The organism is Nonomuraea sp. NPDC005730 (assembly GCF_040630865.1).
Classification (GTDB): Bacteria; Actinomycetota; Actinomycetes; order Streptosporangiales; family Streptosporangiaceae; genus Nonomuraea.
On the sequence record NZ_JBEXYK010000002.1, the window covers coordinates 402,974 to 427,821 of the forward strand.

General features: G+C 74.3%; 19 protein-coding genes. 14 read left to right on the top strand and 5 right to left on the bottom strand.

The features are described from left to right. Positions 1-32 precede the first annotated feature (32 nt). From ABZ444_RS04600 to ABZ444_RS04620, 5 genes are read left to right on the top strand one after another with little or no spacing between them, the layout of a single operon-like run. Positions 33-1,463, top strand: a complete 1,431-nt coding sequence (locus ABZ444_RS04600; RefSeq protein ID WP_357992596.1) for an SWIM zinc finger family protein — start codon at positions 33-35, stop codon at positions 1,461-1,463. Then, positions 1,460-2,797 (top strand): DUF5691 domain-containing protein, encoded by a 1,338-nt coding sequence (locus tag ABZ444_RS04605; RefSeq protein ID WP_357992599.1) that lies wholly within the window; start codon positions 1,460-1,462, stop codon positions 2,795-2,797. The genes ABZ444_RS04600 and ABZ444_RS04605 overlap by 4 nt, the downstream gene beginning before the upstream one ends. Then, on the top strand, positions 2,794-3,858 hold the full coding sequence (locus ABZ444_RS04610) for an AAA family ATPase (protein ID WP_357992602.1): 1,065 nt from the start codon (positions 2,794-2,796) through the stop codon (positions 3,856-3,858). Before ABZ444_RS04605 ends, ABZ444_RS04610 begins: the two co-directional genes overlap by 4 nt. Then, positions 3,855-6,230, top strand: a complete 2,376-nt coding sequence (locus tag ABZ444_RS04615) for a DUF5682 family protein (RefSeq protein WP_357992605.1) — start codon at positions 3,855-3,857, stop codon at positions 6,228-6,230. The genes ABZ444_RS04610 and ABZ444_RS04615 overlap by 4 nt, the downstream gene beginning before the upstream one ends. 4 nt (positions 6,231-6,234) lie before the next feature. Then, positions 6,235-7,374, top strand: coding sequence for a VWA domain-containing protein (locus tag ABZ444_RS04620; RefSeq protein WP_357965849.1), 1,140 nt, complete (start codon positions 6,235-6,237; stop codon positions 7,372-7,374). A 60-nt stretch (positions 7,375-7,434) separates the two neighbouring features. Here ABZ444_RS04620 and ABZ444_RS04625 read toward each other — a convergent pair whose 3' ends face one another. Continuing rightward, positions 7,435-8,883 (bottom strand): DHA2 family efflux MFS transporter permease subunit, encoded by a 1,449-nt coding sequence (locus ABZ444_RS04625; protein ID WP_357992608.1) that lies wholly within the window; start codon positions 8,881-8,883, stop codon positions 7,435-7,437. Between the two features lie 98 nt (positions 8,884-8,981). Here ABZ444_RS04625 and ABZ444_RS04630 point away from each other — a divergent pair, with 98 nt between their 5' ends. The 4 genes from ABZ444_RS04630 to ABZ444_RS04645 all read left to right on the top strand — a co-directional run bounded on the left by ABZ444_RS04630 (position 8,982) and on the right by ABZ444_RS04645 (position 12,955). Further along, the gene (locus ABZ444_RS04630) at positions 8,982-9,710 is read left to right on the top strand and encodes a TetR/AcrR family transcriptional regulator C-terminal domain-containing protein (protein WP_357992611.1); all 729 of its coding nucleotides are present in this window, start codon (positions 8,982-8,984) and stop codon (positions 9,708-9,710) included. Between the two features lie 62 nt (positions 9,711-9,772). Further along, a complete protein-coding gene (locus ABZ444_RS04635; RefSeq protein WP_357992614.1) occupies positions 9,773-11,164 on the top strand; it encodes an MFS transporter in 1,392 nt (463 codons plus the stop codon). A 100-nt stretch (positions 11,165-11,264) separates the two neighbouring features. Beyond that, a complete protein-coding gene (locus ABZ444_RS04640) occupies positions 11,265-12,269 on the top strand; it encodes an enolase C-terminal domain-like protein (RefSeq protein WP_357992617.1) in 1,005 nt (334 codons plus the stop codon). Beyond that, positions 12,266-12,955, top strand: a complete 690-nt coding sequence (locus tag ABZ444_RS04645) for a class I SAM-dependent methyltransferase (RefSeq protein WP_357992620.1) — start codon at positions 12,266-12,268, stop codon at positions 12,953-12,955. The genes ABZ444_RS04640 and ABZ444_RS04645 overlap by 4 nt, the downstream gene beginning before the upstream one ends. Here the strand turns inward: ABZ444_RS04645 and ABZ444_RS04650 are convergent. Next, positions 12,952-13,926 carry a BtrH N-terminal domain-containing protein gene (locus tag ABZ444_RS04650; RefSeq protein WP_357992623.1) on the bottom strand — a complete coding sequence of 325 codons (975 nt, stop codon included), beginning with the start codon at positions 13,924-13,926 and terminating at the stop codon, positions 12,952-12,954. The genes ABZ444_RS04645 and ABZ444_RS04650 overlap by 4 nt on opposite strands. Before the next feature lie 104 nt (positions 13,927-14,030). Between ABZ444_RS04650 and ABZ444_RS04655 the strand changes: the two genes are divergently transcribed. Next, entirely contained in the window at positions 14,031-14,912 is an 882-nt protein-coding gene (locus ABZ444_RS04655) for an alpha/beta hydrolase (protein ID WP_357992626.1), read from the top strand. Here ABZ444_RS04655 and ABZ444_RS04660 read toward each other — a convergent pair. Beyond that, on the bottom strand, positions 14,898-15,170 hold the full coding sequence (locus ABZ444_RS04660) for a hypothetical protein (protein ID WP_357964656.1): 273 nt from the start codon (positions 15,168-15,170) through the stop codon (positions 14,898-14,900). The two genes, ABZ444_RS04655 and ABZ444_RS04660, sit on opposite strands and share 15 nt — an antisense overlap. 70 nt (positions 15,171-15,240) lie before the next feature. Next, entirely contained in the window at positions 15,241-16,707 is a 1,467-nt protein-coding gene (locus tag ABZ444_RS04665) for an LCP family protein (RefSeq protein ID WP_357992629.1), read from the bottom strand. Between the two features lie 120 nt (positions 16,708-16,827). Between ABZ444_RS04665 and ABZ444_RS04670 the strand changes: the two genes are divergently transcribed. Beyond that, the gene (locus tag ABZ444_RS04670; protein ID WP_357992631.1) at positions 16,828-17,688 is read left to right on the top strand and encodes an enoyl-CoA hydratase-related protein; all 861 of its coding nucleotides are present in this window, start codon (positions 16,828-16,830) and stop codon (positions 17,686-17,688) included. A 1-nt stretch (position 17,689) separates the two neighbouring features. Beyond that, a complete protein-coding gene (locus ABZ444_RS04675) occupies positions 17,690-18,637 on the top strand; it encodes an alpha/beta hydrolase (protein WP_357992633.1) in 948 nt (315 codons plus the stop codon). Here the strand turns inward: ABZ444_RS04675 and ABZ444_RS04680 are convergent. Beyond that, positions 18,610-20,103 carry a prolyl oligopeptidase family serine peptidase gene (locus ABZ444_RS04680; protein ID WP_357992636.1) on the bottom strand — a complete coding sequence of 498 codons (1,494 nt, stop codon included), beginning with the start codon at positions 20,101-20,103 and terminating at the stop codon, positions 18,610-18,612. The two genes, ABZ444_RS04675 and ABZ444_RS04680, sit on opposite strands and share 28 nt — an antisense overlap. 107 nt (positions 20,104-20,210) lie before the next feature. Between ABZ444_RS04680 and ABZ444_RS04685 the strand changes: the two genes are divergently transcribed. Together ABZ444_RS04685 and ABZ444_RS04690 are read left to right on the top strand one after the other, a co-directional pair. Next, on the top strand, positions 20,211-21,320 hold the full coding sequence (locus ABZ444_RS04685; protein WP_357992638.1) for an exonuclease SbcCD subunit D: 1,110 nt from the start codon (positions 20,211-20,213) through the stop codon (positions 21,318-21,320). Beyond that, the gene (locus ABZ444_RS04690; protein ID WP_357992641.1) at positions 21,321-24,848 is read left to right on the top strand and encodes an AAA family ATPase; all 3,528 of its coding nucleotides are present in this window, start codon (positions 21,321-21,323) and stop codon (positions 24,846-24,848) included. It begins immediately after the preceding gene.

The following is a 24,848-nucleotide window of genomic DNA, read 5'->3' on the forward strand; positions in this document are numbered from 1 at the left end:
AACTGTCGGTCGCCCTGGCTAGTCTGCGGCAGGTGATCGAACGGTGGAGCCGTGATCAGGTGCTCGCCCTCGCCCCCGACGCGCCGTCCAGGAAGGCGGCTCAGGGGGTGGCCGCGGCGGGCAAGTGGTCCTCGCGCGGCACGACGGGCAGCGTCCTCTACGGCGAGTGCGAGGGCAGCGGGTCCAAGCCCTATCTGGCGTGCGTCGACCTGACCGAGCCCGCCTACCGGTGCAGCTGCCCCAGCCGCAAGTTCCCCTGCAAGCACGCGCTGGGCCTGCTGCTGCTGTGGTCGGCCGACGGCGTGCCCGCCGAGGAGGCCGCGCCGCAGTGGGTCACCGAGTGGCTCGACGGCCGCGCCGAGCGCGCCGCCAGGTCCGCGGCCCGCGTCGAGACCGCTCGCGACGATGCCGCCGCGACCGGGAGCGGGACTGGGACCGTGACCGGCGCCGGGACCGGCGCCGGGACCGGCGCCGGGACTGGCGCCGGGACTGGCGCCGGGACTGGCGCCGGGACTGGCGCAGGGGCGGCAGGGGCGGCCGGGGCGGGGAAGGCGGAGTCGGTGCGGCAGGCGCGGGTGGGGGCCGGGCTGGCGGAGCTGGAGCGCTGGCTGGCCGACCAGATCCGCCAGGGCCTCGCGTCCTCCGCCGAGCACGACTGGGACGGCCTGGCCAAGCGCCTCATCGACGCCCAGGCCCCCGGAGTCGCGGGCCTGGTGTCCCGGCTGACCCAGGTGCGCGCCGACGACGACTGGCCCGGCCGGCTCCTGGAGGAATACGCCCTGATCAACCTCCTCGCCGTCGCCTACCGCCGCCGCGCCGAGCTGCCCGCCCCCCTTGCCGAGACCGTCCGCATCCGCACCGGTTTCCCGGTCACCCGGGAAGAGGTGCTGGCCGGGCCGGTGGTGCGCGACCACTGGCACGTGCTCAGCAGCCGCGACGACGAGCACGACCGGCTGACCGCCCGCCGCGTCTGGCTCAAGGGCCGCGCCACCGGCCGGGCGGCGCTGATCCTCTCCTTCGCCCCGCCCGGCCAGACCCTCGACGCCTCGCTGGTCACGGGCACCACCATCGACGCCGACCTCGCCTTCTACCCGGGAGCCGCCCCCCTCCGCGCCCTCGTCGCCACCCGCCACCCCACCGACCCCCTTCCGGGCGGGGGCGCCATGTCGGCCGGGGTGCCGGCCGGGGTGCCGGCCGGGGTGCCGGCCGGCGAGGCGCTGGAGGAGGTGGCGCGGGTACTGGCCGACGATCCCTGGACCGAGTCGTGGCCGGTGGTGCTGGCCGGCGTCGTCCCGGGCCGCACGGCGGTCGGCGGGCTGCCGCTGCACCCTCGGGCCCGCGACCCCTGGCGGCTGATCGCCGTCTCGGGCGGCCGTCCCGTCACGCTGGCCGCCGAATGGACCCCGCAGGGCCTGCGCCCGCTCACCACCTACGACGACGAAGGAACGGCGGTGCTCCTGTGACCTGGGACGACCTGGCCTCCACCGCCCTGGTCGGCACCGACCGCCGGCCCTACCAGGGAGACCTGCTGGCGGCCGCCGCCGTCGAGACGGCCCGGCGGCGCGCGGGCCGCGGCCCGGTCGAGGCCGCGCCGCCGGCCCCCGCCCCCGCCGAGGAGCTGCCCGCCGTGGGCAGGCGCGCGGCCGGGCGGCTGGTCCGGATCATGGGCGGCGACTACGACCGCCTGCTGCCCGAATGGCTGGCCGCGGCCGCCGCGACCGGCCGCAGGGTGCCCTGCGACGTGCTGCCCGACCTGCTCGAAAGAGGCAGGCGCGACCGCTCGATCCGCGCCCATCTGGGCGTCCTGGCCGGGCAGCGCGGCCGCTGGCTGGCCGGCCTCAACCAGGCGTGGGGCTACCTGCTGGCGGAGCCCACCGGCGAGACCTGGGAGCTCGGCGGCCCCGCCGACCGCCGCGCCCACCTGCGCGCCCTGCGCGCCGCCGACCCCGCCGCGGCCAGGGAGCTGCTGGAGAGCACCTGGGAGCGGGAGACGCCCGACGACCGGGCCGAGTTCGTCGAGCTGCTGGCCGACGGGCTCGCCATGGGCGACGAGCCGTTCCTGGAGGCCGCGCTCGACGACCGCCGCCGGGAGGTCCGCCAGGCCGCCGCCAACCTGCTGACCCGGCTGCCCGGCTCCCGCCTGTCCAGGCGCATGGCCGAGCGGGCGCGGGCCTGCGTGTCGATCTCCGGCTCGGCCATCGCCGTCGAGGCGCCCCTGGAGTGCGACCGGGCGATGGAGCGCGACGGCGTGCGTCCCAAACCGCCGCGCGGCATCGGCGAGCGGGCCTGGTGGCTGCAGCAGATCCTGGCCCGCGCCCCGCTGGGCTTCTGGGGCCGGCCGCCGTCCAGGCTGCTGAAGATGCGCATCCCCGACTGGGACGCCGAGGTGAAGGCCGCCTGGGTCCGGGCCGCGGTGCTGCAGAAGGACCCCGAGTGGGCGCGCGCGATGTTCGGCTGGGACCCGATCGCCGACCTGCTCGAAGCGCTCCCGCCCGCCGAGCAGCAGGAGCTCGCCGCGGGCTTCGTCAACAAGCACGACCTCGACAGCCAGTTGATCATGGTTCTCGGCGGCGTCTCGTCCCACTGGCGGGAGGGCCTGGCCACGGCCGTCCTGCACAAGATCGTCAAGGTGGCGGCCGTCCAGCCGTGGAACCTCGGCGAGCTGGTCAAGCTGGCGGGCGAGCACATCGACCCCGCGCTGTTCCCGCTGGCCGAGAGCTACTCGCCGGTGGCGCCGATCCAGCAGGTCGCCGCCCTCCTGCGTTTCCGTGCCGACATGTACAAGGAGCTCGCATGACCGTCCTGCGTCCCCACGCCGAAGACCAGTACGCCGAGGAGCTGGCCTACCTGGCCAAGGACGACGACCGCCCGCGTCCCCCCGGCTGGAAGTTGTCGCCGTGGGCGGTGACCCGCTACATCCTGGGCGACGACGACCGCGTCACCCCCAAATACGTCGGCGCCCGCCGCATCGTCGAGGTCGCCGTGGCCACGCTCGCCACCGACCGCGCGCTGCTGCTGCTCGGCGTGCCCGGCACGGCCAAGACGTGGTTGTCGGAGCATCTGGCCGCCGCCGTCAGCGGCGACTCGACGCTGCTCGTCCAGGGCACCGCGGGCACCGCCGAGGAGGCCGTCCGGTACGGCTGGAACTACGCCAGGCTGCTGGCCGAGGGCCCCTCGTTCGAGGCGCTGACCCCCTCGCCGGTGATGCGGGCCATGGCCGAGGGGCGGATCGCCCGCGTCGAGGAGCTGACCCGCATGCCCTCCGACGTCCAGGACGCGCTGATCACCGTCCTGTCGGAGAAGACGCTGCCGATCCCCGAGCTCAACCGCGAGGTCCAGGCCGAGCGCGGCTTCAACGTCATCGCCACCGCCAACGACCGCGACCGGGGCGTCAACGAGCTGTCCAGCGCCCTGCGCCGCCGGTTCAACACCGTCGTGCTGCCCGTGCCCGCCAGCGCCGAGGAGGAGGTGCACATCGTCGCCCGCCGCGTCACCCAGCTCGGCCGCTCGCTGGAGCTGCCGGAGACCTCCACCGGCCTGGCCGAGATCAGGCGCGTGGTGACCGTCTTCCGCGAGCTGCGCGCCGGCGTCACCGAGGACGGCCGCACCAAGGTCAAGTCGCCGAGCGGCACCCTGTCCACGGCCGAGGCGATCTCGGTGCTCACCAGCGGCATCGCGCTGGCCGCCCACTTCGGCGACGGCGTGCTGCGGCCCTCCGACGTGGCGGCCGGGATCGTGGGCGCGGTGGTGCAGGAGCCGGTCTCCGACCGGGTGGTGTGGCGCGAGTACCTGGAGACCGTGGTGCGCGAGCGTCCCGACTGGCGCGACTTCTACCGCGCCTGCCGCGAGGTGTCATGAGCGCCGTCTCCGTGCTGGGCGTGCGCCACCACGGCCCCGGCTCGGCCAGCGCGCTGCGGCGCGAGCTCGAACGCCTGCGTCCCGACGCGATCCTGGTCGAGGGGCCGCCGGAGGCCGACGCGCTGGTGGCGCTCGCCCCCGACCTGGAGCCGCCGGTCGCGCTGCTCGCGCACGTGCCCGGCGCTCCGGCCAGGGCCGCGTTCTGGCCGTTCGCGCAGTTCTCGCCCGAATGGCAGGCGATCCTGTACGGCGCCGCGGCCGGCGTCCCGGTGCGCTTCTGCGACCTGCCCGCCGCCCACTCCCTGGCCGACGACGGTGACCACGAGGACGACGGTGACGGCGACGAGGAGACCGGCGACGGGCTGCGGGCCGACCCGATCGGCGCGCTGGCCGCCGCGGCCGGGCACGACGACCCCGAACGCTGGTGGGAGGACGTCGTCGAGCACCGCGGCGACACCCCCTTCGAGGTGATCGCCGAGGCCATGGCCGCCGTGCGCGAGGGGCACCTGCCGACCGGCCGGGAGGCCAGGCGCGAGGCGTACATGCGCAGGACGCTGCGGGCCGCGATCAAGGAGGGGTTCGGCACCATCGCGGTGGTCTGCGGCGCCTGGCACGTGCCCGCGCTCAGCGGGCCGCTGCCCCCGGCCGCGGCCGACAACGCGCTGCTGCGCGGCATGCCGAAGGTGAAGGCCGAGCTGACGTGGGTGCCCTGGACGTACGGGCGGCTGGCCTCCTGGAGCGGCTACGGCGCGGGCATCACCTCGCCGGGCTGGTACCACCACCTGTTCACCGCCCCCGACCGGCCGGTCGAGCGCTGGCTCACCGAGGCCGCCGCCGTGCTGCGCGAGGAGGGGCTGCCGGTCTCCTCCGCGCACGTCATCGAGTCCGTCCGCCTGGCCGCCACCCTGGCCGGGCTGCGCGGCAGGCCGCTGGCCGGGCTGGGCGAGGTGACCGAGGCGGCCAGGGCGGTGCTGTGCGAGGGCGACGACCTGGCCGTCGAGCTGATCCGGCGGCGGATGGTCGTCGGCGACCGGCTGGGCCACGTCACCGACGGCACCCCGATGGTCCCGCTCCAGCGCGACCTGCGCGAGCAGCGGCGGCGGCTGAAGCTGCGGCCCGAGGCCCTCGACCGGGAGCTCGACCTCGACCTGCGCAAGCCGCTCGACCTGGAGCGCAGCCATCTGCTGCACCGGCTGCGGCTGCTGGAGGTGGGCTGGGGCACGCCGGGGCAGGCGCGCGGCAAGGGCACGTTCCGCGAGTCCTGGACGTTGCAGTGGCGGCCCGAGCACGACCTCGCGCTCATCGAGCACGCCGCCCTCGGCACCACCGTCGCCGCCGCGGCCGCGCGGCGCGCCCGCGACCTGGCCGGGGCCACGTCGGCGGCGCTCGCCGACCTGACCACGCTGGTGGAGCAGTGCCTGCTGGCCGACCTGCCGCAGGCGCTGCCCGGCGTGCTCGCCGCGCTGTCGGCCAAGGCCGCGCTGGACACCGACGTCACGCACCTGATGGCGGCGCTGCCCGCGATGGTCCGCGCCCACCGGTACGGCGACGTGCGCGGCACCTCGGCCGAGGGGCTGGCGGTGATCGTGCGTTCGATGCTCGACCGGATCTGCGTCGGGCTGCCGGTCGCGGTCACCGCGCTCGACGACGACGCGGCGGCCGGGCTGCTCAAGCACGTCGACGCCGTGCACGCCGCCGTCGCCCTGCTCGCCGAACCCCCCACCGGCCCGCCGCCCCCCACGGCACCCCCCGAGGCGGCCCCCGAGGCGGCCCTCGCGACGGCCGACGCGGACGGCGGGGGCGATGCGGCGGAGGCGGCCGATGTCGACGGCGGGGGCGATGCGGCGGAGGCGGCCGACGAGGGCGGGGCGGGCGGTTCGCCGCGTGCCCGGTGGCTGGGCACCTTGCGGGGCATCGCCGACCGGCAGGACCTGCACGGGCTCATCGAGGGCCGGCTCACCCGCGTCCTGCTCGACTGCGGCGAGCTTGCCGACGCGGGCGACCGCATGGCCAGGGCCATGTCCCGGGGGCAGACCCCGGTCAGGGCGGCGGCCTGGGTCGAGGGGTTCCTGGCCGGCGGCGGCCTGCTCCTGGTGCACGACCCGCGCCTGCTGGGCCTGGTCGACGCCTGGCTGACCGCGCTGCCCGCCGACCAGTTCACCGACGTGCTGCCGCTGCTGCGCCGCACGTTCGGCGGCTTCGCCGTGCCGGAGCGGCGGGCCGTCGGCGAGCGGGTGCGCGCGGCGGGCCGCGCGGGCGGCACCGGCGGCACCGGCGGCACCGGCGGCGCGGACCAGTCGCACATCGACGAGCGGCGCGCGGCGGGAGCCGTGGCGACCGTGCTGGCGATCATCGGGAGAGACCGTGGATGAGCGCATGCGCAGGTGGCGGCTGGTGCTCGGGGGCGGCGACGCCGACGGCACCGGCTGCGCCCTGCAAGGTGCCGACGCGCAGATGGACGCGGCCCTGGCCGCCGTCTACGACCACGACGGCCGCGAGGGGCAGAGCCGGCGCGAGGGCGGCCTCGGGGCGTCCGCGCCGCGGGTGGCCCGCTGGCTGGGCGACATCCGCACGTACTTCCCGTCCACGGTCGTCCAGGTCATGCAGAAGGACGCGATCGAGCGGCTGAACCTCACCAGGCTCCTGCTCGAACCGGAGATGCTGGAGGCCGTGGAGCCCGACGTGCACCTGGTCGGCACGCTGCTCGCGCTCAACCGGGTGATGCCCGCGCAGGCCCGCGAGTCGGCCAGGGCGGTGGTGCGCAAGGTCGTCGAGGAGCTCGAACGCCGGCTGGCCGACCGTACGCGGGCGGCGGTGACGGGCGCGCTCGACCGTTCGGCGCGTACCCACCGGCCCAGGCGGGTGGCCGACATCGACTGGGACCGGACGATCCGGGCGAACCTCAAGAACTACCTGCCCGACCGGAACACGGTCGTCCCGTCGCGGCTCGTCGGCTACGCGCGCCGGCAGCGGTCGGTGCAGCGCGAGGTGGTGCTCTGCATCGACCAGAGCGGTTCGATGGCGGCCTCGGTGGTGTATTCGAGCGTGTTCGGGGCGGTTCTGGCCTCGATGCGGTCGCTGAAGACGTCGCTGGTGGTGTTCGACACGGCGGTGGTCGACCTGACCGAGCAGTTGCACGACCCGGTCGAGCTGCTGTTCGGCACCCAGCTCGGCGGCGGCACCGACATCAACCGGGCGATCGCCTACTCACAGGGTCTTATCACCCGCCCGGCCGACTCCGTCTTCGTCCTGGTCAGCGACCTGTACGAGGGCGGCGTGCGCGAGGAGATGCTGCGCCGGGTGGCGGCGATGACCCAGGCCGGCGTGCAGGTGATCGTGCTGCTCGCGCTCTCCGACGAGGGCGCGCCCTTCTACGACCACGACAACGCCGCCGCGCTGGCCGCGATGGGCGTGCCCGCGTTCGCCTGCACCCCCGACGCCTTCCCCGACCTGATGGCCGCCGCCATCGAACGCCGTGACATCGCGCGGTGGGCCGAACGCCACGTCAGCACCTGACCGGGGCACGCGAACGGCCGCGGCTCCACCCCCGCCGGGGAGCCGCGGCCGGGTCGGTGCTCAGTGGCCGGCCTGTTCGGGGCGGGCCCTGCGCGGCATGAGGAACGACAGGGCGAAGGTCACGGCCAGCAGCCCGACCTCGACCCAGACGGTCACCTGCATCGCCGAGCCGAAGCTCCACTCGTCCTTGAGCAGGTTGAAGAAGAGCGTGCCGAGCACGGCGGTGCCGAGCGCGCCGCCGAGCTGCTGGACGGCGGTCATCGTGCCCGAGGCCGACCCCGACTCGTGCGGCTCGACGCCGGCCAGCACGATGTCGAAGAACGGCGCCATGGTCAGGCCCATGCCGATGCCGACCAGCGCCAGCCCGGGAGCGAGCTGCCAGACGCCGACGTCGGTGCCGGCCAGCTGGATGGTCACCCCGAGCACGGCCGCGCCGGCGGCCATGACGACCACGCCGATCTGCAGCAGCCCGCGGCCCAGCTTCTCCTGCAGCCCGGACATGGCCAGGCCGAAGCCGAGCACGCCGCCGACCGCCTGGGGAAGGCTGGCCAGGCCCGCCTTGAGCGGGCTGAAGTGCAGGCCGGCCTGCATGTAGATGCTGAAGACCAGGCTGAGGCCGATCATGCCGGAGAAGAACGCCAGACCGGCCACCAGGCCGCCGGAGAAGGCCCGCTTGCGGAACAGGCTGGGCGTGACCAGCGGGTCCTTGCCGGACGCGGCGCGGCGCGACTCGTACCGGCCGAACAGGGCGAAGACCACCAGCGAGGCGGCCATCGAGACGAACGTCCAGGCGGGCCAGTCGAGCTCGCGGCCCTGGATCAGCGGGTAGATCAGCAGGAATCCGGCGACCGAGACCAGGCCGACGCCGACCAGGTCGAGCCTGGTGGCGTTGGAGAGGCGGTACTCGGGCAGGAAGCGGATGCCGGCCAGCGCGGCGGCCAGGCCGATCGGCAGGTTGATCAGGAAGATCATGCGCCAGCCGGTGCCGAAGAAGTCGGCGTCGACCAGCCAGCCGGCCAGCACGGGGCCGCCCACCGACGAGATCGTCATGACGGGCCCGAACATGCCGAACGCCTTGCCGATCTCCTGCGGCGGGAACATCTCCTTGATCAGCCCCAGCCCCTGCGGCAACATCACGGCGCCGAACAGGCCCTGCAGCACGCGGCTGGCGATGAGCATCTCGGGGCTGCCCGCCACTCCGCACAGCAACGAGGCGGCGGTGAAGCCGAAGGCGCCGATGAGGAACATGCGCTTGCGGCCGAACAGGTCGCCGAGCCGCCCGCCGGTGACCAGGCCGACGGCCATGGCCAGCGTGTAGCCGGCGCCGAGCCACTGCACGAGGCTGTCGCTGCCGCCCAGGTCGGCGCGGATGGTGGGGGCGGCGATCGTGGTGATCAGCGCGTCGAGCAGGTCCATCACCTCGGCGGCCAGGATCACGAAAAGGGCGGCCCAGCGCCACCGGTAGGGCGCGACGGCCTCCGTGGCCTGCCCCGCATTGGTCACTGTCACAGGAACTCCTTCAGAACGCCGTTCTTATCTACGAACACTGTTCGTTACGAACACCGTTTTAGTGGCGAACGGTGTTCGTGTCAAGTACAGTGTTCGCCATGGGGAGCAAGGAAGAAGCCGTGCCGGTGCCGCCGTGGCGCAAGTCCCGCAAGCAACCGCAGATCAGGCGGCAGCTCAGCCAGGACCTCATCGTCGAGACCGGGCTGCGCGTCCTCGACGCCGAAGGGTTCGACGCGCTCAGCATGAGACGCGTCGCCCAGGAGCTCGACACCGGCCCCGCCTCGCTGTACGCGCACGTGGCCAACAAGGAGGAGCTGCTCGAGCTGGTCTACGACCGGGTCCTCGGCGAGATCCGGCTGCCCGAGCGCGACCCCGGCCAGTGGAAGGGCCAGCTCAGGTCGTACGCGCTGGAGGTCTACCGGGTGCTGAACAAGCACGCCGACGTCGCCAGGGCGGCCCTGGCGAACATCCCCACGGGCGGCAACTCGCTGCGCACCGGCGAGTTCGTCTACGGGCTGCTGCTGGAGGCCGGCATGCCGCCGCGCGAGGCCGCCCTGTGCCTCGACCGCCTGTCCCTCTACCTCATCGGCGACGCCTACGAGGGTTCGGTGCACGTCAGCCGGATGCGCGCCGCGGACATGTCCTCGCCGCAGGAGTACTTCGCCTCCTTCGTCGGCCAGATCGCCGACTACTACCGCGCCCTGCCGCGCGACCGTTTCCCGTACCTGGTCGAGCACATCGACGACCTGATCGCCGCCGACGGCGAGGAACGTTTCCGCTACGGCCTCGAACTGCTGCTCGACGGCATCGAGTCGCGCATGCCTTAGGCCCAATTGCCTAGGCCCCGCGCCCGATGTGCCGGCCCGGGGTTCCTCGTAGCTTTGCGGTCATGACTACGACTGTTGATCCGATCGAGGACGTCGCCCCGGCCCCGGCCGGGGTGTTGTCCGCGCAGTACCGGGCGCTCAGCGTCGGCCTGGTCGCGCTCGTCATGCTGGTGGCCTTCGAGGCGATGGCGGTGGCGACCGCGATGCCGATCGTGGCCGGCGACCTGGGCGGCATGGGCCTGTACAACCTGGCCTTCAGCGCCACCCTGGCGGCCAGCGTGATCGCGACCGTGCTCGGCGGCAGGTGGAGCGACGTGCGGGGGCCGGTGCAGCCGATCGCCGTCGGCGTGGTCACCTTCGTGGCCGGGCTGCTGGTCGCCGGGCTCGCGCCCACGATGGAGGTGCTGGTCGCCGGGCGGTTCGTCCAGGGGCTGGGCGCCGGACTGATCCAGGTCTCCCTGTACGTGCTGGTCGCCCGGGTCTTCCCGGGGGCCATGCATCCCAAGGTGTTCGCGTTGTTCTCGGCCGCCTGGGTGGTGCCCTCCATGATCGGCCCGGCCATCGCCGGGTTCGTCGTGGAGAACGTGAGCTGGCGATGGATCTTCCTCGGCGTCTCCGCGCTGGTCATCCCCGCGGCCCTGCTGCTGTGGCGCGGCACCGCGGGCCGTTCGGCCGAGCGCGGTTCCGCCGAACCCGCCCCCGGCCTCGGCCGCAAGCTCGTCTGGGCCACGCTGACCGCCGTCGCCGCCGCCCTCATCCAGTACGGCAGCGCCGCGAAGCTGGCCGGCCTGCCGCTGCTCGTGGCCGGCGTCGTCCTGCTGGCCGTGGCGCTGCCCAAGCTGCTGCTGCCCGGCTCGCTGCGCGCCGCCCGCGGCCTGCCGACCGCTCCCGTGCTGCGCGGCCTGGCCTACGGCTCGCTCATGGCCGCCGAGGTGCTCATCCCGCTCATGCTGATCCAAGAGCGCGGCCTGACCGCCACCGGCGCCGGCGTCGTCCTCACGGTGGGCGCGCTCGGCTGGTCCACCGGCTCCTGGATCAAGGGCCGCGGCACGATCAGCCACATGGCCGCCATCCGCGGCGGCGCCGCGATGATCGCCGTCGGCATCTCGCTGGTGTCGCTCGTGCTCGTCGACTTCCTGCCGATCGCGGTCGCCTACGTCGCCATGGCCATCTCCGGCCTCGGCATCGGCGCGCTGCACCCCACGGTGTCCGTGCTGGTGCTGGAGATGTCCAAGGAGGGCGAGGAAGGGCAGAACAGCGCGGCCGTGGGCGTCGGCGAGTCGGTGTTCACCGTCGTGGCCGTCGCGGTCAGCGGCGCCCTGTTCACCGCCACGGGCGAGAACTACGCCGTGGGGCTCGGATTCACCGTCGTGCTCGCCGTCCTGGCCGTCGTGCTGGCCCCCCGTTTTGTGCAGTCCGCCAAGGCAGGCACTATGGAAGGGACCGCGTCATAGTGATGAGAACGTCATAGTGCTGAGAACGCTGCCAAACGCATCGGCGTGGATGGCCTTCACCAGGCGCGACGACTCTCTCGTCATGGCTTAAGGGGGGTTCATGCCGCGAGTGCGGGAGCTGGAGGTCTTCCGGCTGGTCCTGCCGTACGGCGCGAGGTCGGAGAGCCTGCTCGTCAAGCTCACCGACCACGGCGGCATGACCGGCTGGGGCGAGGCCGTCTCGCCGGAGCCCAAAGCCTGGTCGCGGCTGGAGGAGTCGCTGGCCGCGCTGCTGATCGGCGTCGACTGGGAGCACCCCGACGCCGTGCCGAGCGGCGATCCGGCCGTCGACATGGCCTGCTGGGACCTGTGGACCAGGATGCGCGGCGTGCCGCTCGCGCACGCGATCGGCGGCACCCGCACCTCGGTGATGGCCACCGTGCGGCTGGCGCCCGACCCGTCCGTCGAGAGCCTGGTCGCCCGCGTCAACCAGCAGGTCTGCGCCGGCTACGGGCACGTCACCCTCGACATCAGGCCCGGCTGGGACGTCGAGCCCGTACGCGCGGTGCGGCGGGCCTACCCCGCCCTGACCCTGGCCGTCGACGGCGGCAACGCCTACACCGACCTCGGCCAGCTCGTCGCCCTCGACTCCTATGGCCTGGAGGTCATCGAGCGGCCCTTCCCGCTCGGCGACGTCCACGCGCACGCCGCGCTCCAGGACGAGGTGGCCGCCTCGGTCGCCGTCGAGGTGCGCTCGACCGCCGAGCTGGACGACTACCTGACCCTGCGCGCCGCCAGGGTGCTCCTGCTGCGCCCCACCGCCTTCCCGTCGTTGTCGGAGGCCCGGCGGGCGCACGACCGGGCCGCCGCCGCCGGCTGGGACATCCAGTGCGCGGGCGGCCAGGGAGCAGGCCTGGCCAGGGCGGCCACGGTGGCGATCGCGAGCCTGCCCGGCTGCACGCTGCCGTGCGACGTCACCCAGCCGCCGAAGCAGAACCAGATCGTCACGCCGCTGGTCGGCGCGAACGCGGGCGTCATCGCCGTCCCGCTCACCCAGCCCGGCCTGGGCCACACGATCGACGAGAGCCGCCTCGGCCGCCTGGCCAAGGAATCCTTCCACGCATGACCGACCCGCAGCACCGCCCCGGGAAGCCGATGACCGAGCGCGACCCCGACGCCGACGCCAGGCGGCTGGCCGCCCGATCGCTGGCCGCCGACGACCCGACCGGCTGGTTCGAGCACCTCTACGCCGAGTCGGCGACCGGCGACGCGATCGTGCCCTGGGACTCGCGCACCCCGCACTTCCTGCTCGCGGAGTGGACCGCCGGACGCGGCCACGGCGGCGGGCGGGCGCTCGTGGTGGGCGCGGGCCTGGGCGACGACGCCGAGCACGTGGCGGCCCTCGGGCACGCGACGGTCGCCTTCGACGTGAGCGCGTCGGCCGTGCGCCTGGCCCGCGAGCGTTTCCCGGACAGCCCGGTCGACTACGTCACCGCCGACCTGCTCGACCCGCCCGCCGCCTGGCGGCACGCCTTCGACCTGGTGGTGGAGATCATGACCGTGCAGGCCCTCCCGGAGGAGCTGCACGCCCGCGCCACCGAGAGCGTCGCCGGGTTCGTCCGCCCCGGGGGCACGTTGCTGGTGATCGCCTCCGGCCGCGAGGACGGCGGGCCGGTCGGCGCCCCGCCGTGGCCGCTGACCGCGACGGAGATCGCGGCGTTCGCGACCGGCGGGCTGACGGCGGAGCGGATCGAGGACCTGCGCGACGGCGGACGCCACCGCTGGCGCGCCACCTTCCGCCGCCCCCGCTAAGCCGCCTCGTACAACGTCTCCATGGCCAGCCGCTCGCGCACGGCCAGGTCGTACAGCAGCGCCCCGGCCTGGTCGAGCGGCTGCTGCCGGCCGGTCTCCCCGGCCTGGGCCAGCAGGTCGGCCACCTCGCTCCACTTGGGCGCCAGCGCCATGTACGCCTGGCAGGCCGTCTCCAGGGCCTTGCCGGGCGCGATCGTCTGGGCCTCGGCCAGGAACTCGGTGTAGAGGTTGCGGAAGAACGCGCCGCCCGTGCCGCCCCGCTCCATGAGGTTGGCCGTACGCGTGAGCTGCGCGGTCGGCCCGCGTTCCAGCCAGGTGGGGATGAGCGCGGCGGCCTGCTCGATGCCCCGGTAGCCGACGTTCCTCATCGCCGGGTTGAGGAAGGCGGCGGCGGTGGACCGGACGGCCGCCCTGATGGCGTGCGGCAGGTCGGGCTCGGCGCACGGCCCCAGCGTGTACGACAGGTTGTGCGCCGTCATCGGCCCGGTCGCCGCGCGGGCCCGTTCGAGCGAGTCGAGCGGGACCCGGTTGCGGGTGCCCTGCTGGGCGGTGTCCACGAGGTGGGCGTGGCCCTCGTCGTAGCCGACCATCGCCACGTAGTGGCCGCCGAAGTGGTAGGGCGTCCGCACGTAGTCGAGGTGGAAGCAGTCGAGCCGGATCCCGACCGGGACGCCCTCGTCGAGGTGCCGGCGGACGTTCGACCAGGCCGTGATGGGCGAGGAGGTCTCCTGCGTGTCCAGCGTGAACCCGAGCGCGGCGGCCAGCTTCTCGGTGAGCGCGTGCGGCTTGACCCGCCCGCCGATCAGCGGGACGTCCAGCGAGCCGCTGTCCCAGTAGATGAAGCTCAGCCCCTCGCCCAGCCCGAACAGCATCGCCTCCGACAGCTCCACGCCCGCGTGCCGCAGCAGCGTGCCGGCGGTGGTCGTCTCACAGTGACGCCCTTCGAAGGGCGGGACCAGGTCGATGAGCACAAGCCCAGTGTGCAGGATGACCTGCGGATTCACCCGCCGGCCGGCCCGGCGTGCCACGGAAAACCGGTGGAGACACCCCGAGGTGCGCACGAGATGATGGGCGCATGAACGCCTTGGTCGCACGTCCTGCCCGCACGGGCACCGAACGGCTGCCCGATGGCCGCCTCCTGGGCTGGGCCGAGTGGGGGCCGCCGGACGGGAGGCCGGTCCTGCTGTCCCCGGGGGCCGCCACCAGCCGCCGGCTCGGCATGGGCGCGGCGGCGCCCGACGACCTCGGCGTGCGCCTGATCTCCCTGGACCGGCCCGGACTGGGCGCCTCCACCCCCGCGCCGGGCCGCACGTTCGCCGGCTTCGCCGCCGACGTCGAGGTCTTCGCCGGGCTGCGCGGCCTCGGGCGTCCGGCCATGGTGGGCAACTCGCAGGGCGCCCCGTTCGCGCTCGCCTGCGCCGCCGCCGGTGTGACCGGCGCGCTGGCCCTGGTCTCGGCCGCCGACGAGGTGGCCGCCCCCCGCTTCGCCGGCGTGCTGCCCGCCGAGCTGCGGCAGTTGACGGACCTGTCCACGCACGACCCGGAGGCCGCCGAGCGGGTCTTCGCGGGCTTTACCCCGCAGGCGATGTGGGACCTGGTGATGGGCGGCAGCCCGGCCTGCGACCTGGCCGTCTACCAGCGGCCCGAGTTCGCCGCCGGATACCGCGAGGCGCTGGGGGAGGCGTTCGCGCAGGGGCCGGCCGGTTACGCCCGCGACACCGTCCTGGCGATGGGCCGCTGGGGCATCGACCTGTCGTCGATCACGGTGCCGGTCGACGTCTGGTACGGCGAGCACGACGCCACCCACTCGCCCGACCAGGGGGAGGGCCTGACCACCCGCATCCCGGGAGCCGTGCGGCACGTCGTGCCCGGCGCCGGCGGCGCCCTGCTGTGGACGCACCCCCACCGGATCCTGCGCGCCCTCCTGGACCGCCTTCCCGCCTCAGCCCACCGGTGAGTCCTGAGCGAAGGTGATCACCATGTAGCGGCCGTTGGAGTAGCTGACCACCGGCCGGCCGAGCAGCTCGCCGACCTTGCGGGCGACCCCCTGGAACACCTCCACCAGCTCGGCGCTGTCGGCGCTCACCCGGAACCGGCCGTTCTCGGCGAGCTGCTGGGCCACGAGGGGCACGAAGCCGGCCTCGGCCCGTACTCTCTCCTCGGCGTCGAGAGGGGTGTGCCGGACGGCGGGTGAGCTGCCGAGGGGGTGGGACATCGCGAATCTCCTCCAGATTTGCCGGTCCACCCAGCATGCCATCCGCGACCGAGTCATCAGGGCGTCCGGCTCAACCCGCGCCGCATCCCTCGGTGAGCCCCTTGGTCGGCGGCGCGGAGGGCTGGGTGGACGGCTTGCCGGACTTCCTGGGCGACGAACCCTCCGTCGCCGACGGGCTCGCCGACGGGCTCGCCGAGGCGGCGACGGCGGACGTGGCCGCGGCCGAGTCGCGCACGGCCTTGGCGGTCAGCCGGCGGATCTTGTCCCAGTCGGGGTAGCCGGTGCGGATCAGCGGCGGCACGAACTGCAGGCTCGTCACCTTCGCGTTCTTGACCCTGAGCGCGAGCGGCACCAGGTTCGTCAGCATCGAGCGCGGGATGTCGGTCCTGATCAGCTCCTTGGCGGCCAGCGCGATCCGGTTGAAGCGGGCCAGCACGGTCGCCGGGTCGGCCTGGTCCAGCAGCGCGCCGAGCACGCAGCGCTGCCGCCGCATCCTGGTGTAGTCGTCGCTGTAGGTGCGGGAGCGGGCGTACCACATCGCGTCGGCGCCCTTGAGCTTCCTGGTGCCGGCCTTGACCAGGCCCTCGTTGTACTTGCCGAACACCACGTCCTGCTCGACGGTGAGCGTGATGCCGCCGATGGCGTCGATGAGCCGGGCGAAGCCCCACATGTTGACCAGGGCGTACCAGTCGATCTTCAGGTCGAGGGTGTAGCCGATGGTGTCCATGAGCACCTGCGGGCCCTGCTGCCGGCGGCCGCCGAAGATCTCCGGGTGGGCGTCGGCGTACTCCCAGACGCTGTTGAGCAGGTCGCTGCGGCCGCCGCCGGGGTCGGGCGGCAGGCGGAAGCCGTCCGGGAAACGCTGGGCCATGGGCGTGCCGGGGCGGAAGCGCACGTTCTCCAGGTTGCGCGGCAGGCTGACCAGCACGGTGTTGCCGGACTTCACGTCGATGCTGGCCACGTTCATGCTGTCGGTGCGCACGCCGGTGCGGTTGTCGTCGGCGTCGCCGCCGAGGAGCAGGATGTTGACCCGCTCCCGCCCGGCCCACGGGTCCTGCGGCGGCTCCTGCCCGGCCGGTACGGCCGGTTCGGCCGGTTCGGGGCCGGTGAAGATGTCGCCGAGGGTCTTCTGGTACGTCCACACGTTCTGCGCGACCAGCCCGAACGGCACCACCACGGCGACGGCGAGCAGCCCCGCGAGGGTGCCGGCCAGGATCTGGCCGTTCTGCGGCAGCCGCCCGGGACGCAGTACCACGAAGGAGTGCACGATCACCGCGAACCAGGCGACGCCCAGCGCCGCGGCGCCGACGACGATCGCGGTCAGCCACGAGTCCTGGGTCAGCGAGCCCAGCAGGTTGTCGGTCGTCAGCGCCAGCGCCAGCAGCGCCAGCAGGCCGGCGAAGTAGCACGACAGCAGGATCAGGCCGGCCGTGCGCCGGCCGGCACGCAGATGCGCGGCCCCGGGCGCCAGCGCCGAGAGCGCCAGCCAGCCGAGGACCGCTCCCGCGCTCACCGGTTCCTTACCCTGCACGGCCATCCCCGTTCCCCGAACTCCACCGTAACCCGCAGGTACGGACAGCGCGGGCAGCCTACGCATCGAATGCGAAATATGTCTTTATCGGAGGGTGAACATCGGTAACCGAATAAGATTCGGGTCATGGCCTTCTCCGAGATCGAGTACCACGTGGCCGATCGCGTCGCCACCATCACACTGTCTCGCCCCGAGCGGCTCAACGCGTTCACCTTGACCATGCGCGCCGAGCTGATCAGCGCGTTCGACCTCGTCGACGCCGACGACGACGTGCGCGCGGTGGTGGTCACGGGAGCCGGGCGGGCCTTCTGCGCGGGGGCCGACCTGGGCGGCGGTGGTGGCACGTTCGGCCACCGGGAGGGGGCCGAGCTGGTCGAGGGCGCGCCGCGCGACGGCGGCGGCACGGTCGCGCTGCGGATCGCCGCCTCGCTCAAGCCCGTCATCGCCGCGATCAACGGCCCGGCGGTGGGCGTGGGCGTCACGATGACGCTGCCCATGGACGTCCGGCTGGCCGCCGAGAGCGCCAGGTTCGGGTTCGTGTTCGCCCGGCGCGGCATCGTCACGGAGGCGGCGTCGAGCTGGTTCCTGCCCCGGGTGGTCGGCATCTCCCGGGCCATGGAGTGGGCCGTGACCGGCCGGGTCTTCCCCGCCGCCGAGGCACTGGAGGGCCGCCTGGTGTCGCGGGTGCTGCCGGACGAGGAGCTGCTGCCCGCCGCGTACGCGCTGGGCCGCGAGATCGCCGACAACACCTCGGCCGTCTCCGTCGCCGCCGTGCGCAGGCTGATGTGGTCGGGCCTGTCGGCGGCCTCGCCGTGGGAGGCGCACGCCGCCGACTCCAGGCTCATGGCCGAGCTCGGGGGCGCGGCCGACACGGTGGAGGGGGTGACGGCGTTCCTGGAGAAGCGCCCGGCCGACTTCCCGATGAAGGTGAGCACCGACCTTCCATCCGGCGTCCCCACATGGCCGGACAATCCATATTCTGTCTGATATGTACGAGATCACCGTTCTCCCCATGCAGCCCGACTTCGAGGGCGAGGTCGTCGCGACCCTGATCTCCAGGAAGACCGGTTCGCGCAGGGCGGTGCTCTACGTCCACGGGTTCACCGACTACTTCTTCCAGGACCATCTGGCCGACCACTACGTCCAGCGCGGCATCGACTTCTACGCCCTCGACCTGCGCAAGTACGGCCGCTCCCTGCTCCCGCACCAGACCAGGGGGCTGATCAGGAGCGTCACCGACTACTTCCCCGAGATCGACGAGGCAGTCCGCCTCATCCGCCGCGACCACGACGAGCTGACCGTCAACGCCCACTCCACCGGCGGCCTGATCGCCGCGCTGTGGGCCGACCGGGCCCGCGGCCGGGGCCTGGTGCAGGGACTCGTGCTCAACAGCCCGTTCCTCGACCTCAACGTGCCGGCCCCGCTCCGGCTGGCCGCCGACCTGCTCAAGACCCCGATGTCCTACGTCCGGCGCCCGCTGCCCCTGGGCATCAGCACCGCCTACGGCCAGAGCCTGCACCGCACCGAACAGGGCGAATGGGACTATGACCTGGAGCTCAAGCCGCTGGTCGGGTTCTCCGTGCACGCCATGTGGCTGGCCGCCATCCGGCGGGCCCAGCGGCGGCTGCACCGCGGGCTGGCGGTGGACGTGCCGGTGCTCGTCCTCGCCTCCTCCACCGGCCTGCGGGTACGCGACTTCGTGCCCGAGGCGCGCTCGGCCGACATCGTGCTCGACCCGGAGCACATGGCCCGCTGGGCCACCTCGATCGGCCCCCACGTCACCTGCGTGCGGATCCAGGACGGCGTGCACGACCTGGTGCTGTCGGCCGAGCCCGCGCGCAAGCAGGTCTTCGCCGAGCTCGACCGCTGGATGAACGCCTACCAGGGCACTTCCTACCGGGGCACTTCCTACCAGGGGAACGAGAACAGGCCGTAGTAGGCCGCCGCCACCAGGAGCAGCCCGGTGCCGCCGAGCACGCCGCCGATCGCCACGTACTGCCACCGGGTGGGCTGCATGCCCTCCCGCAACGCCGACACGTACGCGGCCACCGCCGTGACCTCCTGGACCAGCATGAGCGCGGCCAGCACGCGGACCACCAGCCAGCCCGCCAGCACGGCCGGCCAGGCGCCCGCCTGGTTCACCGAGAACAGCACCAGCAGCATGATGAACGCCACGACCGAGGCCAGCAGGCCCAGGCCCGTCCACGCCATCCTGCGCAGCCTGCGCCTGATCGGCGGCCACAGCCGGGCGTTGGTCTCGACCGGCGGCCTGCCGTGGCCGCGCAGCCGGACGACCATCGCCGCCACCGGGCCCGCCACGTACCCGACGGCGGCCAGGCAGACGGTCAGCCCGAGCATCGTGCCCCCCGCGTACCAGGGGGCCGCGGGCACGTCGCTGGCCTCGAACCGCTGGACCGGCGTGCTGCCCGCCATGTGCGCCGCCGGCCTGGCGGTGGCCGGCAGGCCGGTGATCCAGTTGGCCAGCGTCTCCAGGTAGCCCTTGGTGAACGGGCCGCCGTTGACCCGCATCGCGTGGTCGCCATTGCCCATGAAGCGGATCGTGTACCGGTCGTTGCCCGCCTCGGCGAGCGCCGTGACCAGCGCCTTGGTGGACTCCACGAAGGGGATCGAGGGGTCGGTCGTGCCGTAGAACGCCAGGACCGGCTGCTTGACCTGCCGTAAGGCCGGCATCGCGTCGTAACGCAGGAAGGTGAGGCCGACGCCGCCCATCGCCCTGGTCAGCAGGTCGCGGGCGCCGATGGGGGCGTGCAGCCGCAGCAGCTGCTCGTTCAGGGCCCAGGCGACCTGCCGCAGCGGCGAGACGTTCGGCGAGGAGACCAGCACCGCGAAGCCCACCGCCGCGCTCTTCGCCGCCGCGATCGGGACGACCCAGCCGCCCTCGCTGACCCCCCACAGCCCGACGCGGGAGGCGTCCACCTCCGGCCGGGTGCGCAGGTACTCCACCATGCGCAGCGCGTCGTCGGCCAGCAGCCCGAAGTCGCGGTCGCGGAAGTCGTAGCCGACCGTCCGCTTGTCGAACGCGATCGTCGCCACGCCCGCCCTGGCCAGGAACTCCGCCTGCGGCGTGAACTCCGTCCGCGACCCGTTGCCCGACCCCGACACGAACACCATCGCCGGGTGCGGGCCGGGCGAGAGCGGCACGCGTAAGGTGCCCTCCAGCCGCTGGCCCTCGGCCGGCAGCGAGATCTCCTCCCGCCGCACGGGGGCGGCCGCCACCACCGGGCGCAGCTCGTCCGCCGGTTGCGGGGGGATCGCCGCGAACGCCGGGTCCGCCTTCAGCGGCGGCGGGTCGAACGCGGGCGGCAACACGTAGCCGACCGACGCGAGAGCCACCAGCGCCAGGCCGGCGGCGACGCTCAAGGTGCCACGGCCAGTGCGCATCGGCCTCCCCATGTGCGTTGGTTTGCCCGCTGATCATCCAGCCTACTCCCGGCTTCTGTGACGGGAGGGGCCGCATTTGTCGGTGAGAGATGTTAGCTTCCTGCGACATGCGGATCCTGCACACCTCCGACTGGCACCTCGGGCGCTCCTTCCATCGGGAGAGCCTGCTCGGGGCGCAGGCCGCGTTCGTCGACCACCTGGTCGAGACGGTGCGCGCCGAGCGGGTCGACGTCGTGGCCGTCTCCGGCGACGTCTACGACCGCGCCCTGCCGCCGGTCGACGCGGTGGCCCTGCTCTCCGACGCGCTCGCCCGCCTGCGCGCCGCCGGGGCGCGGGTGGTGCTGATCAGCGGCAACCACGACTCGGCGCTGCGGCTGGGGTTCGGGTCGGCGCTGTTCGAGTCCTCGGGGGTGCACGTCCGCACCGAGCCCGCGCAGTCGTGGGAGCCGGTGCTGGTCGGCGACGTCGCCTTCTACGGCATCCCCTACCTGGAGCCCGAGCTGGTGCGCACCCCCTGGCAGCTGCCCGACCGCGGCCACACCGCCGCGATCTCCCACGCGATGAGCCGGGTCCGCGCCGACGCCGTCCGCCATCGGGCCGCCGTCGTGCTGGCCCACTGCTTCGTGACCGGCGGGCAGGCCAGCGACAGCGAGCGCGACATCAGCGTGGGCGGCGTGTCCCACGTCCCCCTGGCGGCCTTCGACGGCGTCGACTACGTCGCGCTCGGCCACCTGCACGGGCGGCAGCGCATGTCCGAGACCGTGCGCTACTCCGGCTCCCCGCTGGCCTACTCCTTCTCCGAGACCGGCCACGTCAAGGGCTGCTGGCTGGTCACGCTCGGCTCGGGCGCGGAGTTCGTGCCCGCGCCCGTGCCCCGGCCGGTCGGGCGGCTCCGCGGCGACCTCGACGACCTGCTGACCCTGCCCGCCTTCTCCTCCTACGAAGACCACTGGCTGCAGATCACCCTGACCGACGCCGTCCGTCCCAAGCAGGCCATGGACCGGCTGCGGGCCCGTTTCCCGCACGCCCTCGCCCTGTCGTTCGAGCCGGTGGGCGCGGCGCCCGCCGCCGGGCCGGTGAAGGTCAGCGGGCGGCCCGAGGCAGAGGTCGCCCTCGACTTCGTCCGCGAGGTGCGCGGCGAGCCCGCCGCGCCCGAGGAGGAAGACCTGCTGAGACAGGCGGTCGAGGCGTCGCGGGTGAAGGAGGCGATGGCGTAGATGCGGCCGCACCAGCTCTCCCTCACGGCCTTCGGGTCCTTCCCCGGCACCGAGACGGTCGACTTCGACGCCCTCACCGAGGCGGGCCTGTTCCTCATCCACGGGCCCACCGGGGCGGGCAAGACCACGATCCTCGACGCCCTCTGCTTCGCCCTCTACGGCGTCGTGCCCGGCCAGCGCAACAGCGCCCGCAGCCTGCGCTGCGACCACGCGCCCGCCGGCACCGGCCCTTCGGTGACGCTGGAGGTCACGATCCGGGGCCGTTCGCTGCGCATCCGGCGGTCGCCGTCGTGGCAGCGTCCCAAGTTGCGCGGCACCGGGTTCACCGAGGAGAAGGCCAAGGTCGTCGTCGAGGAGCGCCGCGGGGCCGCCTGGCAGGGGCTCACCACCCGGCTCGACGAGGCGGGCGACCTGGTGGGCGGGCTGCTCGGGATGAACGCCGAGCAGTTCTGCCAGGTGGTCATGTTGCCGCAGGGCGACTTCGCCAAGTTCCTGCGCGCCGACGGCGACGACCGCGCCCGGCTGCTGGAGCGGCTGTTCACCGTCAAGGTGTTCACCCACGCCGAGGCGTGGCTGGCCGAGCGGCGGCGGGCCACGGGGCGGGAGGAGCAGGAGCTGGGTCGCGAGGTGGCCTTCGCCGTCGAACGCCTGGAGGAAGCCGCCGGCCCCGTCCTCGCCTCCGCGCCGGACGGTGGTGCCGGGGAGGGGGATCCGCCCTCGGCGGCCGACGATCCGCTCGGATGGGCCGGCGCGTTGCTGGACGCGGCGCGGGCCGTCGTCCACCGGTGCGAGGAGCGGCACACCGCCGCGGGCGAGGCCGTACGTGCGGCGCGGTCCCGGTTCGAGCAGGCCGCCGCCCTCGCCGAACGCCGCCGCCGCCACGCCGAGGCCCTGACCCTGCGCCGCACCCTCGACGAGCGCGCCGACGAACGCGCCGACCTCCAGGCCGTCATCGACGACGCCGCCCGCGCCGACCGCGTGCTCCCGCTCATCACGGCCGCCGGGCAACGCGCCGAGGCCGCCGCCAAGGCCCGCGCCATGGTCGCCGACGCCCTGGCCCGCGCCCGCCCCCTCCTCGCCCGCCGCCCCGCGCCGAGCGTCGAGGGGCCGGCGGGCGGCGGGCAGCCGTCGGTGGAGGAGCTGGAGGGCCTGGAGCGGGAGCGCCGGGCCGAGCTGGCCCGGCTGTCCGAGCTGCTCACCGAGGAGGCCCGGCTGTCGGTCGTCCGGCGCGACCTGGCGCGGGTGGAGCAGGAGCTGGCCGAGCTGGTCAGCGCCGACGAGACCGTCGCCGCGCGGCTCGCCGTCCTGCCCGGCCTGGTCGCGGACGCCGAGGGCAGGCTCGCCGGGGCGCGGGTGGCCGCGGCGCGCATCCCGGCGGCCCAGGCCGTCCGCGACGCCGCCGCCGACCTGATCGACGTCGACCGGGAGCTCGCCGCGCTGGCCGGTGAGCTCGAAGCGCTGGCCCAGCGCGAGGCCGAGGTGGCGGCGGCCGAGGCCGAGCTGCCCGCCCGGCTGGCCGCGGCGGGCGCAGCCCTGGCCGAGGTGCGCGCCGAGGCGGCGGCCGTGCCCGCCGCCGCCGCCCGTCTCGACGCAGCCCGTGCGGTCCTGGAGGCCGCCCACCGCCGCGACGCCCTCGCCGCCGACCTGGAGTCGGCCGCCGCCGCCCACCAGGTCCTGGTGGACCGCGCCCAGGAGACTCGCGAACGCTGGCTCGACCTGCGTCAGGCCAGGATCGACGGCATGGCGGCCGAGCTGGCCCGCGATCTGGCCGACGGGCGTCCGTGCGCGGTCTGCGGCTCCGAGCACCACCCCGTGCCCGCGGCCCCGGCGCCCAGTGCGCCCTCGCCCGATGACGAGCACGCCGCCGAGACCGCCCACGAGGCCGCCGCCGCCGACCGGGAGGCCGCCGAACGTGCTCTGGCCTCGATCGAGTCCCGGCTCGCCGACGCCTCTGAGGCCACCGAGGGGCTGTCCGCCGACACCGCGGCCGGGCGCGTGCTCGCGGCCGAGGAGGAACTGGCCCGGCTGCGGTCGGTCGCCGATCGGGAGCCCGCCCTCGCCGACGCGCTCGACCGCCTCGAAGGCGATCGTGACCACGTCCGCGACCGGGCCAGGGAGATCGCCGAGGCGCTCGCCGCCCACCACGCCCACCGCACCCGGCTCACCGCCGAACGCACCCGCCTCCACACCCGCCTCGCCCAGACCCTGCACCCCGGGACCCTGCTCGTCGAGCGCCCGCTCACGGCAGATCCCCTTCCTGAGACCCCGGGTGGGGTCGACGGGAGGCGGGTGCTGGCCGCGGCCGAGGAGGAGTTGCGGCGGCTCGCGGCGGTGGCGGCCAAGGAGACGAGGCTGGCGGCCGAGGTCGCCGCGCTCGGCCGCGAACGTGCCGAGCTGGAGGAACGCGGACGCCGCATCGCGGCGCGGGTGGCGGCCGGGCGTACCAGACATGAGGAGCTGAGCGCGGACGCCGGGCGGCTGGGCGCACGGCTCGACGCGGCCCGGGGCGGGGACACGACCCTGACGGCCCGCCTGTCCAGGCTCAACGACGAGGCCGAGCTGCTGCGCGAGGCGCTGGAGGCCACCAGGGCGGCGGTCGCGGCGGCCGGTGAGCTCGACGCCGCGGCCGAGGCGGCCGGGCGGGCGGCGGCCGAGGCGGGGTTCGCCGACGTGCGGGAGGCCGAGGAGGCGTACCGGAGCCCGGCCGAGCGGGAGGGCAAGACGGAGCTGCTGCGGCGGCTGGACGACCAGCACGCCGCCGTCACCGCCCTGCTCGCCGACCCCGAGCTGATCGCCGCGGCCGCCGAGCCCGAGCCGGACCTGGCGGCGGCCGCGGCCGGCAGAGACGCGGCGGAGGAGGCGCACACACGGCTGGCGAGCGAGCGCGACCGGGCGGTGGCCAGGGCCGCCCGCCTCGCCGAGCTGCGCGATGAGCTGGCCGCGCGCATCGAACGGTGGCGTCCCGCGGCCGAGCGGCACCGGCTGGCCGAACGGATGGCGGCGCTGGCCTCGGGCACGTCCGGCGACAACCAGTGGAACATGAGCCTGACCTCGTTCGTGCTGGGGGAGCGGCTCAGGCAGGTGGTCGACGCCGCCAACGAGCGCCTCGACCACATGTCGTCCGGCCGCTACCTGCTCCGGCACGACCTGCGCAAGACCGCCGGATCACGGGCCCGGTCCGGCGGCGGCCTGGGCCTGAAGGTGGCCGACGCCTGGACCGGAGTCGACCGCGACCCGGCGACCCTGTCGGGCGGCGAGAGCTTCATCACCTCGCTCGCGCTCGCGCTCGGCCTGGCCGACGTGGTCACGGCGGAGGCGGGCGGCGCGGAGGTCGGCACGCTGTTCGTGGACGAGGGCTTCGGCACCCTCGACGAGGACACCCTCGACGACGTGCTCGACATCCTCGACGGGCTGCGCGACGGCGGACGCGCGGTCGGCATCGTCAGCCACGTCGGCGAGCTGCGTACCCGGATCCCCGTGCAGCTCAAGGTGGGCAAGACCCGCAGGGGCTCGACCCTGGTCGGCTAG